The sequence below is a fragment of the Streptomyces sp. NPDC014891 genome, assembly GCF_043081085.1.
Taxonomy (GTDB): Bacteria; Actinomycetota; Actinomycetes; order Streptomycetales; family Streptomycetaceae; genus Streptomyces.
In genome coordinates this window covers 45,210-59,880 of record NZ_JBIBWF010000003.1, presented here as the reverse complement: position 1 = coordinate 59,880, position 14,671 = coordinate 45,210, and the positions used below count along the sequence as shown (strand labels likewise).

The window sequence follows — 14,671 nt, the reverse complement described above, 5'->3', positions numbered from 1 at the left end:
GGGCAGAGCTCTGCCCCGGACGGGAGCCGAAGCCCGCTGGAAACGCTGTCGGAAAGTTTCGGAAACGTCTTGCGTCGCCGGAACGTATCGCCGGGCGGCTGCGCCGTAAAGGGTTTCGACGGAAGTGCGGACGGTCGGTCGCGGCCGTGGTCGCCGCCGGCCGGGTGACCGCGGACCGGTGGACGCGGGCGGTGACTCGGGGGAGGCGGTGACGCTCCGTCAGGGGCGCGGCCAGGGGCGCCCCTCCAGGCGTTCGATGTCCCGGTTGAAGCGCTCCAGGAAGCCCGCGAAGCGTTCCACGTCCTCCGGGGACCAGTGCTCCATGACGCGGTCGAGTCCCTCGATGTTCGCGTTGCGGTCGGCCTCCAGGCGCCGCTCGCCCTCCTCCGTGATCCGGAACTTGCGGGCGATCCCGCCGTCCGGATCGGAGATGCGCTCCACGACCCCGGCCCGCAGCATCGCGGCGGTCTGGCGGTTGAGGGTGGAGGCGTCGAGCCCGAAGGCCTCGCTGAGCTGCCCGATCGACATCGGCCCGTGCATCCGGATGCGGCTCAGCAGGACGTAGGCGCTGCGGTCCAGCTGGCCGCCGGCCGCCCGTGAGCGGGGGGCGTACAGATGGGCGTGCCGGCCGAGCAGCATGGTCTCGAACTCGACCAGGTGGAGGGGTTTGTCCTCGGGCTTGTCCATGACCCCATTGTCCCTCGCCGTGATCGATTGTGCATCATGCATGTCTTGTGTATGGCACCATTAATGTGCACTATGCATATGGAGCCGTGGCGGATCACCGCGCGGACGATCGAGGGAGAACACGTGGACGGCACCAAGCCCGACGCCCGACCCGGAGGCGTCGTCGGCGTCCTCGCGCTCGCCGGCATCGTGGCCGCACTCATGCAGACCCTGGTGGTGCCGCTCATCGGCGACCTCCCCCGGCTGCTCGACACCACCGCGTCCAACGCCTCCTGGGTGATCACCGCCACCCTGCTCGCGGGCGCCGTGGCCACCCCCGTGGCCGGCCGGCTCGGCGACACCCTCGGCAAGCGGCGGGTCCTGCTCGTCTCCGTCGTCCCCCTGGTCGTCGGCTCGGTGGTCTGCGCGCTCTCCTCCTCCGTCGTCCCGATGATCGTCGGACGCGGTCTCCAGGGGCTCGGCATGGGTGTCGTCCCGCTCGGCATCAGCCTGCTGCGCGACATCCTCCCGGCCGAGCGGCTGGGCGGATCCATCGCCCTGATGAGCGCCTCCATGGGTGTGGGCGGCGCCCTCGGCCTGCCGTTCTCCGCGGCCGTCGCGGAGAACGCCAGCTGGCGCGTCCTCTTCTGGGTCGCCGCCGCGCTCAGCGTCGTGGTCGGCCTCCTGATCTGGCGCGTCGCCCCCGCGGGCCGTCGCGCCGCCACGCCCGGCCGGTTCGACACACCGGGAGCGCTCGGCCTGGGCGTCGGGCTCGTCGCCCTGCTGCTCGCCGTCTCCAAGGGGGCCACCTGGGGCTGGGGCAGCGCCACCACCCTCGGCCTCTTCGCCGTCGCCGTGATCGTCCTGCTCGCCTGGGGCCGCTGGGAGCTGCGGACCCGGGACCCCCTCGTCGACCTGCGGGTCACCGCCCGTCCGGTGGTCCTGATGACCAACCTGGCGTCGATCCTGGTCGGATTCGCCATGTACGCGCAGTCCCTGGTCGTTCCGCAGCTCTTCCAGCTGCCCGAGGCGACCGGATACGGGCTCGGCCAGTCGATGATGGCCATGGGCCTCTGGATGGCCCCGGCGGGCCTGATGATGATGGTCCTCGCGCCCCTCGGCGCCAAGCTCTCGGCCGCCCGCGGCCCCAAGGTCACGCTCTCTGTCGGCGCCCTCGTCATCGCCGTCGGCTACGGATCGTCGCTCGCCCTGATGGGCACCACCGTCGGCCTGCTCGTCGTGACCCTCATCTGCAACACCGGAGTGGGACTCGCCTACGGGGCCATGCCGGCCCTCATCATGGGCGCCGTCCCGCAGGAGGAGACCGCCTCGGCCAACAGCTTCAACACCCTGATGCGCTCCATCGGCACCTCCGTCTCGGCCGCCGTGATCGGTGTCGTGCTCGCCCAGATGACCACCACCCTCGGCGGGCACACGCTGCCGTCCGAGGGCGGCTTCCGCGTCGCCATGCTCATCGGCTGCGGCGTCGGCCTCGTGGCCGCGGCCGTCGCCGCGCTCATCCCCGGCAGGCCCGCCGCCGCACCGGCCGGCGACCCCGCGGCCACGGAACCCGGAGCCGCGCCCCGCGCCGCCACCGAGGCCGCGGCCTGAGCCCACCGACCCCGCACAGGACGCTGCGGGCCCGGATCCCGCTCCCGGGCCCGCACACGGCGGACCCGGGAGGGGCCTCTCAGCCCCTGCCGGGCCCGGCGGGCTCCAGGGCGAACAGGGCGCCCTCGGGATCACGGACCACCACGGCCCGGCGCCCGTCGGCCTCCTCCGGACCCCGTACCCCGCCCCAGTCACCGCCCGGCACCACGGTCCCGCCGTAGGCCACCACCGCCACCGCGGCCGCCTCCGGATCCGGCACCCGGAAGCGCACCAGCCACCGCGGCCGCAGCTGCGGCCGGGGCGACCCGGACTCGACCGGCCCGCTGTTCAGCCGGGCCACGGCCTCCCCGTCGCGGCGCAGCACCACCTTGTCCTGCTCGTACGAGACCTCGAAGCCGACGGACGACCGCTCCGCCCAGCGCAGCACCTCCCCGTAGAACACGGCCGCCTCGAACGCGTCCCGGGTGTGCAGCTCAAGCCAGGCCGGCGCCGAGCGCATGCCGAGGTGCAGCCGGCTCTCCGCCGGCCCCTCCCAGACACCGAACGCCGCGCCCTCGCGGTCGGCGGCCAGCGCGGCCCGCCCGTGCGGCGGGTAGGCGACCGGCCCCACGCCGACCGTGCCGCCGCGCTCGCGGATCCGCGCCACCGCCTGGTCCGCGTCGTCGACCGTGAAGAAGGCCGTCCAGGCGACCCGCACGGACAGCTCCGTCGCCACCGCCGCGATCACGGCCACGGGCTGCTCGTCGAGGCGGCCCACCGAGTACGCCCGCTCACCGGTCTCGTCCCGCCGGAACGTCCAGCCGAGCACGGCCCCGTAGAAGCGCTCCGCCGCGTCGAGATCCCGCGCGGTGAGACTCAGCCAGCACGGCGCTCCCGCCACCTCTCCGGTCGTCGGCCCCGACACCGGCACCACCTCCTGTTCCGTCCTGCTCGCTGCGTGCGTCGTGCGCGTCTTCCCCGGTCCGCCGCCCCGCATGCGCCGACTCACCCGAGTGCCGCCGATCACCACACGCCCGGGTGCGCCCTACCGCCGGCCCGCGGGCCGGCCCCCACCGCCGCCGGTCCGCCCGCGAGGGCCCCGGTCTCAGCGCGCCGCGCGCGCCGCGTAGGCACGGACGTCGGCGTCGGGGTCGCCCGAGGCCCCCGCCAGCGCCGTCCGGGCCCCGGCGTCGGCCCGGTGGACGAGGAGCGAGAGGACGGCGGCCTTCCGTACGTCCGCGTTCACGTCGGCCAGGGCCTTCGCGAGGGCGGGGACCGCCGGCCCGGCCGCGGCGGCCCGCAGGGCGGTGGCGGCGCCCGAGCGGACCTGCCAGGCCGGATCCGCGAGGGCGGACCCGGCGCGCCCCGCGTACTCCGGCGGGCAGCCGGTTCCCGCGAGGGCGGCCAGCGCCGCCCCCCTGACCAGCGGGTCCGTGTCGTCGAGCAGCGGCCGGAGCGGCTCGGGCGCCGGATCCCGCACGGCCGCCAGCCCACGGGCCACCGCGACCCGCACCTCGCGCGCCGGGTCGCCCGCCGCCCCCCTCAGCTCCGCGACGGCGTCCACCGAGACCAGCGCCCGGACGGCCTGGACGCGGACGTCGACCGCCGGGTCGGCGAGCGCACCGCCGTACAGGGCCGCGTCCCCGAGACGCAGGGCCCGCAGCACCTCCAGCGCGGCCGACCGCACGGCCGCGTCGGGCACGGCGAGCGCCTCCCGCAGCCCGGCACCGAGGTCCGGGCCCGCGGGCAGCACCTCGACCAGCTCGCGCAGCGCGGCCGCGGCGGCGGCCCGGACGGGCGGCGCGTCGTCCCGGAGCCGTGCGGCCAGCACCGGCCCGGTCCCGGTCGGAGCCGTCTCGCCGAGCGCGGTGACGGCGGCCGCCCGGACGGCCGGATCGGGATCGTCCAGGTAGGGGTCGAGGGCGTCGAGGTCGGGGGAGTCCTCGACCAGCGAGAGGAGGGCGAGGAGCCGGGGGTGGGGCGCCGGGGTCTCCGGCGCTCCGACCGCGAACGCCCCGACCGCCGACGCGGCGGGCGCCGGGTCCGCGACCGGCGCCGGCGCGTCCGCGCGCGGACGCGCCGCCGGGGGAGCCTCCCGGGGCCCGGCCGTCGCCACCGGCACCAGCTCCACCTCGCCGAGATGCCGCTCCGCACCCCCCGGAGGCGCGAACCCGGGCACCGGCACCAGGTACGGCTCGACCGGACGCGCCGTGAACTCCATCGCCCCGGAGGGGGACTTGCGCAGATCGAGGTGGTGGAGCCAGCCCTCGTCGTCCCGCTCCGGGTGGTCGAGCCGCTCGTGGTAGAGCCCCCAGCGCGACTCGGTCCTGGCGAGCGAGGCCCGCGCCGCCATCTCGGCGCAGTCGCGGATGAACGACACCTCCGCGCACCGCATCAGCTCGTGGGCCGTCCGCGCCCCCATCCCGGCGATCTCCACCGACATCCGGTCGAAGGCCTCGACCGCGAGGGAGAGCTTCGCGCCCGTCTTAGGCGGGGCCACGTAGTCGTTGACGAAGCGCCGCAGCTTGAACTCCACCTGGGGCTGCGGCGGCCCCTCCGGGTGCCGCAGCGGCCGGTAGACCAGCTCGTGGGCGGCCGCGAGTTGCGCGGGGTCCAACGGGCCCTCGTACGCGGAGTACTGAGAGGCGTCCGCGCCCGCCAGGTCGCCGAAGACGAAGGCGCCGATCATGTAGTTGTGCGGCACGGAGGCCAGGTCGCCGGCCGCGTACAGCCGCGGCACGGTCGTCCGGGCGTGGGAGTCCACCCGTACCCCCGAGGCCGAATGCCCCCCGCACAGCCCGATCTCCGAGATGTGCATCTCGATGTCGTGCGTCCGGTAGTCGTGGCCGCGGCCCTCGTGGAAGGTGCCGCGGGTGGGCCGCTCCGTGGTGTGCAGGATCGACTCGACCGCGTCCACGGTCTCCTCGGGGAGGTGGCTCAGCTTCAGGTACACCGGGGCCCGGTCCGAGGCGAGTTCGGCCGCGAACTCGGCCATCATCTGCCCCGACCAGTAGTCGGACTCCACGAACCGCTCGCCGTGCCGGTTGACCTGGTAGCCGCCGAAGGGATTGGCGACGTAGGCGCAGGCCGGACCGTTGTAGTCCTTGATCAGCGGGTTGATCTGGAAGCACTCGATCCCGGTGAGCGCGGCTCCCGCGTGGTACGCCATGGCGTAGCCGTCCCCGGCGTTCGTCGGGTTCTCGTAGGTGCCGTACAGATAGCCGGAGGCGGGCAGCCCGAGCCGGCCGCAGGGCCCGGTGGCCAGGACGACGGCCCCCGCCCGGACGACGACGAACGCGCCGGTCCGGGTGTGGAACGCCGCCGCGCCGACCGCCCGGCCGTCCTCGGGGTGGGTGAGGACGCGGACCGGCATGACCCGGTTCTCGATCCGGATCCGCTCCCGCATCTCGCGCCGCCGGAGCTGCCGGTACAGCACCTTCTTGACGTCCTTGCCCTCGGGCATCGGCAGGACGTACGCACCCGACCGGTGCACCTGGCGGACCGCGTACTCCCCGTGCTCGTCCTTCTCGAACTTCACCCCGTACGACTCCAGGCGCTGGACCATGCCGAAGCCCCGCGTCGCCGTCTGCCGGACCGTCGACTGGTCCACCAGGCCGTCGTTGGCGCGGGTGATCTCGGCGACGTAGTCGTCGGGTTCGGCGCGGCCCGGCACCACCGCGTTGTTGACGCCGTCCATGCCCATGGCGAGCGCGCCGGAGTGCCGGACGTGCGCCTTCTCCAGGAGCAGGACGTTCGCCCCGTGCTCGGCGGCGGTCAGCGCGGCCATCGTGCCGGCGGTGCCGCCGCCGATGACGAGCACGTCGCAGGAGAGCTCGGTGGCGTCGGCGAGATCGGGCACGGTCAGGGGGAGGTCCACGGCACTGCCTTTCGAAGCGGGGTGTTCGGGGGACGCGCGGAAGGGGGCGCCGGTCCGCGGCGGCGCCGCCCGGGCCACGCCCGGGAGGTCCGGCGGCCGGCCGGGCCTACGGCCCGGCCGCGGGACGCCCCTACAGGGAGTCGAGGACGCGGCGGCGGAGCCCGGCGGTCTCCGGGGCCCGCCGCGCGTCGCGCGAGCGCGGGTGCGGCACGTCGAGCACCTCGCCGGTCGCGAACAGGGCGACCCGGTCGCCGAGATGGAGCGCCTCGTCGACGTCGTGGGTGACGAAGACGACCGTCGCGCCCGTGCCGCGCAGGATCTCCACCAGGAGGTCCTGCATCCCGGCCCGGGTGTGGGCGTCGAGCGCGCCGAACGGCTCGTCCATCAGGACGGCCCGGGGCCGGCCGGCGAGGGCGCGGGCGAGCTGGACGCGCTGCCGCTGCCCGCCGGACAGCTGGTGCGGGAACCTGCCGGCGTGGCCGCCGAGCCCGACCCGCTCCAGCCACTCCGCGGCCTGGCCCCGCCGCTCGGCCCGGGGCACCCGCCGGATCGCCAGGGGCAGTTCGACGTTGGCGCGCACCGAGCGCCAGGGGAGCAGCGCGTCGTGCTGGAAGACCACGGCCCGGTCGGCGCCCGGCCGGCGTACGGGCTCGCCGTCCTGGGTGACCCGCCCCTCCAGCGGGGGCAGCAGCCCGGCGAGGGTGCGCAGGAGGGTGGTCTTCCCGCAGCCCGAGGGGCCGACCACGGTCAGCAGTTCGCCGGGGGCGATCCGCAGGTCCACCGGGCCCGGCACGGCGACGCCGCCCGGGTGGCCGAGGCGGACGCCGTGCAGGGCGAGTTCGGCCCCCGCCCGCCCCGCCGGCGAGGGCGGCACGGGCGGCTTCGAGGACACGGCGGACGGGCTCACGGTGCTCATGGGACCGGCTCCTTCTCGGGACGGCGTACGACGGAGGGGGACGGGGCGGCGGCGGGCGACGGGCTTCCCGCCGGAGCGGCGGCCCCGGCGGCCCCCGGGGCCCGGACACCGGCGGCCGGCTGCGGCAGCCACGCCGTGGCCCGGCGGCCCAGCGCCTCCACCGCGGTGGACGTGAGGCGGCCCAGGGCGCCGATCGTGGCCATCCCGACGAAGACCCCGGGGTAGTCGACGACCGTGTAGTCCTGCCAGGTGCGGTAGCCCACGCCGTACTCGCCGGAGATCATCTCCGCGGAGATCACACAGATCCACGAGACGCCGATCCCCACCGAGAGGCCCCCGAAGATCCCCGGCAGGGCACCGGGCAGCACCACCGAGAACAGCACCCGCGCCCGGCTCCCGCCGAGGGTGAGCACCGCCTCCTCCCACACCGGGTCGAGGGCCCGCACGGCGTGCCGGGTCGACACGAGGACGGGGAAGAGGGCCGCGGCGCAGGTGATGAAGACGATGCCCTGCTCGTTCGTGGGGAGCAGCAGGATGGCGACCGGCACCAGGGCGATCGCCGGGATCGGCCGCACCACCTCGACCAGCGGCCCGAGGACGTCGGCTGCCCAGCGCGAGCGGGCGACGGCCGTTCCGGCCGCGACCCCGAGGACGGCCGCGAGGAGGAAGCCGACCGCGATCCGCCGCAGGCTGTGCCCGAGGTCCTGCCAGTACGCCTCGGTGCCGATCCGCTCCCCGAGGGCGGAGGCGACCTCGACGACCGTGGGGAACTGCTGGAACCGCAGCCAGAGTTCGACGTCGTAGGAGGTCAGCAGCTGCCACACGCCGAGCGCGGCGAGCGGGGAGGCCACCCGGACCAGTCGGCGCCCGGCGCCGGCCGCGCCGCTTCCGGCGCTCATGACGCGAGCCGCACGGCGTCCGCGTACGGGACGACGCGTGCGCCGGCGTGCCCGGCGACGTACCGCTCGGCGGCCGACCGGGTGACGAAGGCCCGCCAGCCGGAACCGTCGAGGACCCACACCGCCCGGTCCGCGAACCACAGGGTCCCCGTCACCGCGTCCGGCACGTAGGCGGCGCGCACGTAGGCGGCGCGCACGGAGGCGCCCCCGACGGCCTTGAGGAGCGCGCCGGGGCTCTCGAAGGTGCGGGTCGTGCGCTGCCCCTCCAGCCACAGCTCGGCCTTCGAACCGGTCGTCCTCGGGTACGCCGCGTCCGGTACCGCACGGCGCAGGGGCGCCGGGTCGACGAAGGCGTCCACGTCGACCTCCTTCACCAGACCGGCCTCCCGGAGCACCGGCACGTCCTCCTTGAGGGCGGCGATCAGCTCCGGCCGGAGCGCCGGGTCGAAGGTGGCGATGCCCTGGGCGCCGTTGTAGAGGTACACCACCTCGGCGGGCAGTCCGGTCTCCTTCGCGACCGACTCCGCGGCGGCCACCGGCTGCTTCCGCAGGTGCTCCGTGGAGCGGTGCTGCGCACGGAGGAAGGCGTCCAGGACCGCGGGGCGCCGCTCGGCGAACTCCTCGCGGACGGTGACCCCGTGGAAGGTGGGCAGGTTCAGCTCGGCGCCGTCGTACAGCGCGGCCGCCTTGCCCTGGAAGGCGAGCAGGCCGGGCCAGGCGACGAACTGGGACAGCGCGTCGACGCCGCCGGACGCCAGCGCCGAGGATCCCACGCTCGGCTGCTGGTTGAGCTTGCGCACGTCCTTCGCGGGGTCGACGCCCGCCCGGCGCAGGGCGCGCACGAGCGTGCCGTCGGCGGCCGAGCCGACGCTGGTCGACACCTTGCGGCCCTTCAGGTCGGCGAGCGACCGCAGCGGCGAACCGGGTGCGGTCACCACGGTGTTGAGGCCGCCGCGCAGGTTGTAGCCGGTGACCGACACGAGCCGGGTCGGTTCCTCGAGCTGCTTTCCGCGCGCCGCGTTGATCAGCAGCGGGAAGTCCCCCATCGAACCGATGTCGATCTTCCCCGCGGTCATCTGGGCGGTGATCGGTGCTCCGGTCGCGTAGTCCTGCCAGACCACCCGGTAGCGGAGGCCGTCCGCGCGGCCCCGCTCCGCGAGCTCCTCCTCGAAGTAGCCGAGGGAGCGCAGCAGGGTTCCGGCGGTGACGGTGTTGATGGTCTTCGACTGGTAGCCGACGGTCACCGTGACCGTTCCGCCGTCGGAGGGCTCCCCGGCGTCGCCGCCGCAGCCGGTGGCGAGGGGGAGGAGGAGGGCGAGCGGGAGGGCGAGCCGCCCCGCCGCCCGGTGGGGCGGCAGGGCACGTCGTGCTCGGGGCATGGGAGTTCGGCCTTTCACCGGAGCAGATAGGGCATGTTGACGGTGACCGCGCCGGTGGGGCAGCGGGCGGCGCAGGGGCCGCAGTACCAGCACTCGTCCACGTGCATGTACGCCTTGCCGTCCTCCTGGCGGATCGCGAGCGAGTCCAGCGGACACATGTCGACGCAGAGCGTGCACCCGTCGATGCACTTCGACTCGTCGATGGTCACGGGCACGTCGGCGCGCTGGGGGACCAGAGGCATGGCTGTCTCCAGGAAAGGGCTCGGTGGAGCGAGGGGGACGGGACGGGGGAGAGGGGCAGCGAGGGGGAGGGGAGCGAGAGGGACCGGGCGGGGGAGCGAGGGCAGAGGTGCGGGGCGGGGCGGGCCGGGCGTCAGAGGGACCGGCGCAGGACGCCGCCCATGGTGATCCGGTCGCCCCGGAACCGGATGAACTCCAGGTCGACCGGCCGGCCGTCGGGCAGACGGGTCAGCCGCTCCAGCATCAGGACGGCCGCCCCGCGGGGGGCTTCGAGCACGGTGGCGGAGTGCGCGTCGGCGTTGACGGCCTCCAGGGTGATCTCCGCGTGGCCGAGCGGCCCGCCGGTCAGCTGCTCCAGGAGCCGGAACACGTCCGTGTTCTCCAGGTCGCAGCCCAGGAGTTCGCCCCCGACGTCCATCGGCAGGTACGACAGGTCGAGGGAGAGCGGCAGCCCGTTGAGCCGGCGCAGCCGCTCGATGCACAGCACGTCGGAGTGCTCCGGCAGACCGAGCCGGTGGGCGACCGGGCCCGGCGCCCCGACCGGTCCCACGGTCCGGACCTCGTTGGTGACCCGCCCGTGCTCGCGCAGCGTCTCGGCGAGCCCCTGAAGCCGGTCCAGGCCGTGCGGGTACTTCTCGCACACCACCACCGTGCCGACGCCCGGCTGCCGTTCGACGATCTGCTCGCCGCGCAGCAGGTCGAGTGCCTGCCGGACGGTGTTCCGGCTGGCCCGGTAGTCGGCCGCGAGGGCGTCCTCCAGGGGCAGGACACCGCCGGGGAAGCCGCCCGCCAGGATCTGGTGGCGCAGCAGGTCGGCGAGCTGCCGCGCCCGGTCCGCACGCAGCCGCAGACGGCGTGCGACGGCGACGGGGCGGGCGGCGGAGGCGGGTTCGGCGGGCATGGAAAGGAACGTAGCCGCGGGGCGCCGCCGGTGGTGTTGCGGCAGTATTGCGCCACCCGGCATCCCGCGCACACCGCCCTGACCTGCGACGACTCGGCTCCTGTGGGGAGATCCGCCACCTCGCCGCCCAGCACGTGGACGCCCGGCCGCCCACGATGCGGGAAGCTCAGCCGGTCCCGGCCCCGCTCCCGCTCCCGGCCCTCGTCCCGCCGCCGGCCCCGGCCTCGACGCGCAGGGCGACGGAGAGATGGTGGTGGAGCGCGCCGAGCACCGGCTCCCCCGGAGCGAACAGGCCGGCGGCGAGCTTCCAGTACCGGGTCATCACGGGCCCCTCGCCCCGGGCCAGGAGCTGCGGCAGTCCCCGCCGGAAGGCGGCGGAGTCCGCCGTCCCGCGCGCCCGGGCGTAGGCGTCGACGAAGCAGTCCAGCGCACCGCCCCCGTGCGGAGCCCGCCCCGCCGCCAGCTCCGCCGACGCCAGGGCGTACGCCTCCGCGAGTCCCTCGTACAGCACGGCGGGCCGGTACTCCCCGTCCGGCAGCGGCGGCGCCGGACGCTCGACCCGCGGATCGGACACCAGGGCGTGCAGCCGCGCGAAGTCGAGGACCTGACGCGGGCTCGGCTCCGCCGGAAGCGGCGGCACCACCGAGTCGAGCACCGCGGACACCACCCGCGCGGGCAGGCGTACGGGCAGGCTCCGGCGCCAGAACCGGGCCAGCGGCTCCGTGTCGGGCGGCGCGGGCAGCGTCCCGACCAGCCGCAGCCGCTCGACCCGCTCGCCCGGCGGACCGTCGTGGAGGAGCCGCAGCGAGGCCTCGCGCCAGCGCAGCGCCACCAGCCGGCACTCCACCTCCCGCAACTGGCCCGAGACGGCCTCCTCCAGGGCTCCGTCCGGGTCCCCGCCGGCCGCGAGGACCCGCTCGACCTCGGGCACGGGCAGGCCGAGGCCGCGCAGGGAGCGGATCAGCAGGAGCCGGTCGAGCGCCCCCGCCCCATACCGGCGGTGTCCGCCGGAGCTGCGTCCCGCCTCGGGCAGCAGGCCGCGGTCGGAGTAGTACCGCACGGTCTTCACCCCGACGCCGGCCCGCCGGGCGAGCTCCCCGATGCTCCACAGCCCCTCGGACACCACGGCGCGCCTCCCCTCCCCGGGGCGCGCCCACGGGGAGCGGCCCCTCCATCCGGTCGTCGCCAGTGTGGCGGACGCGTCCTCCGCCGGCCGGACCGCGGCCCAGAGGACGTCTCCGGCCGTCCCCGCGGCCGCCCTTGAATCTCCCCCTGGGGGAGTTCCTAGCGTGGCGGCGAGGCAGTCCAGAGGCGTTGCGAGGAGACGACCATGACCGCGTTCGTGCTGGTTCCGGGCCCCTTCACCGGCGGCTGGGTCTGGGAGGAGACCGCGTCCCTGCTCCGGGCGGCGGGCGAGGAGGCGTACCCGGTGACCCTCCCGGGACTCGGGGACCGGCGGCTCCCCGACGGAGCGGGCGTCGACCTGGAGACGCACGTCCAGGACCTGGTGCGCCTCATCGACGGCATCCCCGTGCCCCGAGTCGTCCTCGTCGGACACGGCTACGGGCTCCACCCCGTCCTCGGCGCCGCCGACCTGCGCCCCGCACGCGTCGCCCGGATCGTCTCCCTCGACACCGGCCTCCCCGCCGACGGCGAGCCGGCCGCGCGCTCCGTCCCCGACCCCGGGGTGCGGGCCCGCCTGGCGGCCGCCGACACGTCCGGCCATGACGGGGGCGCCGCGCGCGCCGCGGACGGCGGCTGGATCGCACCGCCGGAACGGGGCGGCTGGTCGCGCTGGGGCAGTACCGAGGACGTCCCGGCCGCGGCGCTCGACCGGCTCGAACGCCTCGCCTCCCCGCAGCCGGTGCGCACCTTCACCCAGCCGCTCCGGCTGACCGGCGCGGCCGCCGCGCTGCCGACCACCGGGGTGCTGTGCACGGCCAACGGCTCCAGCGTCGACCTGGTGCGGATGCTCGTGGAGGCGGGGCCCCCGCAGTTCCGGGAGTTCGGCGACGACCGGTTCCGCTTCGTCGACCTCGCGACCGGGCACTGGCCGATGCTCTCCGCGCCCGGGGAACTGGCGGAGCTGCTCCGCCGCGCGGCCGCGGGAGAGGGGCACCGGATGACCGCGCCCGCCGGCCCGTGCGAGCGGCCGAGCCACCTCCTGCCCTTCGTCGTCGACCTGCCGGAGGTGCCGCGCGAGCGCCTGGGCAGGGTCGACCTGCACCTGCCCGACACCGGCACAGGCGCAGGCACCGGCACCGGCCCTGGCACGTACGCCGGTACAGGGACCGGCACCGGCACCGGGACTGACACTGGCATCGACGCGGACGCGGGCGCGGGCACCGAGACGGACACGGACACGGACACCGGCCCTGGCGCCCGTACGGGCACCGCCTCCGACCCCGGCGTGCCCCGCCCGGCCGTCGTCTTCGTACACGGCGGGCCGGTCGCCCCCGACCAGCGGCCCACCCCGCGCGACACCCCGTTCCTCCTCGGCTACGCGCGCTGGGCGGCACGTCTCGGCGCGGTGGGCGTGACGCTGGACCACCGGCTGCACGGCCTCGGCGACTTCCCGCGGGCGGCCGAGGACCTCGCCGAGGCCGTGGCGCTCGTCCGCGCCCACCCGCGCGTCGACGGGGACCGGATCGCACTGTGGTTCTTCTCCACCGGAGGGCTCCTCGCGGCGGACTGGCTGGCCGCGCCGCCGCCCTGGCTGCGCTGCCTCGCGGCGAGCTACCCGGCCCTCGCGCCGCTCCCCGGCTGGGGCGCGGTGGAGTCCCGGTTCCGGCCGGCCGACGTCGTCGGCACGGCGGACGGCCCCCCGGTCGTGCTGACCCGGGCGGGCCGGGAGCATCCGGCCTTCGCCGCGACGGTGGCGGCCTTCCTGGCCGCCGCCGAGGGCAACGGGGCCGACGTCGAGGTCGTCGACGTGCCGCACGGCCGCCACAGCTTCGAACTGGTCGATCCCGGCGAGGAGTCACGCGCGTGCGTGGAGCGGGCGCTGCGGTCCGTGCTCGGGCACCTCGAAGACCCGCCCCGGCACCCCGGCGGCGCCGACGAGCCGGCCCGGCGGCCGTGACGAAACAGTAGCCATGTACATAGTAGCCATGTACTGTATTCGCCGTGAGTCCGACAACCGACGGCGCCACGACGGGATTCCTGGTCTGGCGCCTCTCGATGAAATGGCGCGTGGCCGTCGACCGGGCGGTCGCGCCACTGGGCCTGACCCACGCCCAGTACGTGGTGATGGCGTCGCTGTACGGCATGTCGCGCGCGGGGCTGCGGCCCAGCCAGCGCGGGCTCGCCGACCGGACGGGAATGGAGCCGCTGTACGTCTCCAAGCTCGCCCGCGCCCTGGAGGCCTCCGGACTCCTGGACCGCACCCGGGACCCCGGCGACCCGCGGGCCATGCAGCTGTCGCTCACCGAGCGGGGAACCGACGTCACACGCCGGGCGATCACGGTCGTCCAGGGACTCCTGGACCAGCTCCTGGAGCCGCTCGGCGGCCGGACCGGCCCGCGCGCCCGGGAGTTCACCCGCGAGCTGGCGACCCTGCTCGACGCACCTCTCGATCCGTCCACCGAGCACGACGAGGAGCAGTCATGACCACCACCACCGCACCCCGCGCCGACGGCCGCGTCCTGGCCCTGGCCCACCACGCGGCACGCGCCGTCCTGGAGGGCGTGCTGACCCGCCACGGCATCACCTTCCACCAGAGCGTCACCCTCCGGGCCGCCGCGGCGGCGGGCGGCGCCCCCGCCCGCGCCGAGCTGGTCGACGACGTCACCGGCTCCCTCAAGGCCGACGCCGCACTCGTCTCCGGCGTGATCGACGAGCTGGCGGCCGCCGGACTCCTGGAGACGGACCCGGAGGACCCGGCGCGGATGCGGCTCACGGACGCCGGACGGGCGACGTACGACGCCACCGCCGCCGAGTCCGCCGGCCTCTCCGCCCGCCTCTACGACGGGATCCCGGACGAGGACCTGCGGGTCGTGGGCCGCGTGCTCACCCTGATCACGGAACGCGCGAACGCCGTCCTGGCCGCCGGAGCCTGAGACCCCGTCCGGTCCACCGACGGCACGGGGGCGGACCGGGGTGGGGGGGGGGGGCCCCGCCCCCCCCCCCCCCCCCCCCCCCCCGGGGGGGGGCCCCCCCCCCCCCCCCCGCGGGGGGGGGGGGGGGGGCCCCCCCCCGCCCCCG

Annotated in this window: 13 protein-coding genes; 4 read left to right on the top strand and 9 right to left on the bottom strand. The window is 76.0% G+C overall.

What is annotated here, in order from left to right:
- Positions 1-219 precede the first annotated feature (219 nt).
- On the bottom strand, positions 220-687 hold the full coding sequence (locus tag ACF09E_RS08635) for a MarR family transcriptional regulator (protein ID WP_361851710.1): 468 nt from the start codon (positions 685-687) through the stop codon (positions 220-222).
- Positions 688-765: 78 nt separating this feature from the next.
- Here ACF09E_RS08635 and ACF09E_RS08630 point away from each other — a divergent pair, with 78 nt between their 5' ends.
- Positions 766-2,277, top strand: a complete 1,512-nt coding sequence (locus tag ACF09E_RS08630; protein ID WP_392204996.1) for an MFS transporter — start codon at positions 766-768, stop codon at positions 2,275-2,277.
- Positions 2,278-2,356: 79 nt separating this feature from the next.
- Here ACF09E_RS08630 and ACF09E_RS08625 read toward each other — a convergent pair whose 3' ends face one another.
- The 8 genes from ACF09E_RS08625 to ACF09E_RS08590 form a co-directional block, all read right to left on the bottom strand.
- Complete coding sequence (locus tag ACF09E_RS08625; protein WP_392204480.1) at positions 2,357-3,190, bottom strand: VOC family protein; 834 nt, start codon at positions 3,188-3,190, stop codon at positions 2,357-2,359.
- Positions 3,191-3,361: 171 nt separating this feature from the next.
- Entirely contained in the window at positions 3,362-6,133 is a 2,772-nt protein-coding gene (locus ACF09E_RS08620; RefSeq protein ID WP_392204479.1) for a fumarate reductase/succinate dehydrogenase flavoprotein subunit, read from the bottom strand.
- A gap of 130 nt (positions 6,134-6,263) precedes the next feature.
- Positions 6,264-7,049, bottom strand: a complete 786-nt coding sequence (locus ACF09E_RS08615; RefSeq protein ID WP_392204478.1) for an ABC transporter ATP-binding protein — start codon at positions 7,047-7,049, stop codon at positions 6,264-6,266.
- Positions 7,046-7,948, bottom strand: coding sequence for an ABC transporter permease (locus ACF09E_RS08610; RefSeq protein WP_392204477.1), 903 nt, complete (start codon positions 7,946-7,948; stop codon positions 7,046-7,048). The genes ACF09E_RS08615 and ACF09E_RS08610 overlap by 4 nt, the downstream gene beginning before the upstream one ends.
- Positions 7,945-9,327, bottom strand: coding sequence for an ABC transporter substrate-binding protein (locus tag ACF09E_RS08605; RefSeq protein WP_392204476.1), 1,383 nt, complete (start codon positions 9,325-9,327; stop codon positions 7,945-7,947). The genes ACF09E_RS08610 and ACF09E_RS08605 overlap by 4 nt, the downstream gene beginning before the upstream one ends.
- 14 nt (positions 9,328-9,341) lie before the next feature.
- Positions 9,342-9,569, bottom strand: coding sequence for a ferredoxin family protein (locus tag ACF09E_RS08600; RefSeq protein ID WP_189829993.1), 228 nt, complete (start codon positions 9,567-9,569; stop codon positions 9,342-9,344).
- Positions 9,570-9,700: 131 nt separating this feature from the next.
- Positions 9,701-10,468, bottom strand: coding sequence for a GntR family transcriptional regulator (locus ACF09E_RS08595; RefSeq protein WP_392204475.1), 768 nt, complete (start codon positions 10,466-10,468; stop codon positions 9,701-9,703).
- 166 nt (positions 10,469-10,634) lie between these two features.
- The gene (locus ACF09E_RS08590; protein WP_392204474.1) at positions 10,635-11,594 is read right to left on the bottom strand and encodes a MerR family transcriptional regulator; all 960 of its coding nucleotides are present in this window, start codon (positions 11,592-11,594) and stop codon (positions 10,635-10,637) included.
- A gap of 204 nt (positions 11,595-11,798) precedes the next feature.
- Between ACF09E_RS08590 and ACF09E_RS08585 the strand changes: the two genes are divergently transcribed.
- The 3 genes from ACF09E_RS08585 to ACF09E_RS08575 are packed head-to-tail and all read left to right on the top strand — an operon-like array spanning position 11,799 to position 14,526.
- Positions 11,799-13,550, top strand: coding sequence for an alpha/beta fold hydrolase (locus ACF09E_RS08585; protein ID WP_392204473.1), 1,752 nt, complete (start codon positions 11,799-11,801; stop codon positions 13,548-13,550).
- 44 nt (positions 13,551-13,594) lie between these two features.
- Positions 13,595-14,077 carry a MarR family winged helix-turn-helix transcriptional regulator gene (locus ACF09E_RS08580; RefSeq protein ID WP_392204472.1) on the top strand — a complete coding sequence of 161 codons (483 nt, stop codon included), beginning with the start codon at positions 13,595-13,597 and terminating at the stop codon, positions 14,075-14,077.
- On the top strand, positions 14,074-14,526 hold the full coding sequence (locus ACF09E_RS08575; protein WP_392204471.1) for a MarR family transcriptional regulator: 453 nt from the start codon (positions 14,074-14,076) through the stop codon (positions 14,524-14,526). Before ACF09E_RS08580 ends, ACF09E_RS08575 begins: the two co-directional genes overlap by 4 nt.
- The last annotated feature ends 145 nt before the right edge of the window (positions 14,527-14,671 follow it).

Excerpts from the sequence above, each read along its gene's own strand:
- ACF09E_RS08600 (WP_189829993.1), bottom strand. The coding sequence starts at position 9,569 with ATGCCTCTGGTCCCCCAGCGCGCCGACGTGCCCGTGACCATCGACGAG.
- ACF09E_RS08585 (WP_392204473.1), top strand. The coding sequence starts at position 11,799 with ATGACCGCGTTCGTGCTGGTTCCGGGCCCCTTCACCGGCGGCTGGGTC.
- ACF09E_RS08605 (WP_392204476.1), bottom strand. The coding sequence starts at position 9,327 with ATGCCCCGAGCACGACGTGCCCTGCCGCCCCACCGGGCGGCGGGGCGG.
- ACF09E_RS08595 (WP_392204475.1), bottom strand. The coding sequence starts at position 10,468 with ATGCCCGCCGAACCCGCCTCCGCCGCCCGCCCCGTCGCCGTCGCACGC.
- ACF09E_RS08615 (WP_392204478.1), bottom strand. The coding sequence starts at position 7,049 with ATGAGCACCGTGAGCCCGTCCGCCGTGTCCTCGAAGCCGCCCGTGCCG.
- ACF09E_RS08575 (WP_392204471.1), top strand. The coding sequence starts at position 14,074 with ATGACCACCACCACCGCACCCCGCGCCGACGGCCGCGTCCTGGCCCTG.
- ACF09E_RS08635 (WP_361851710.1), bottom strand. The coding sequence starts at position 687 with ATGGACAAGCCCGAGGACAAACCCCTCCACCTGGTCGAGTTCGAGACC.
- ACF09E_RS08610 (WP_392204477.1), bottom strand. The coding sequence starts at position 7,948 with ATGAGCGCCGGAAGCGGCGCGGCCGGCGCCGGGCGCCGACTGGTCCGG.
- ACF09E_RS08630 (WP_392204996.1), top strand. The coding sequence starts at position 766 with ATGGAGCCGTGGCGGATCACCGCGCGGACGATCGAGGGAGAACACGTG.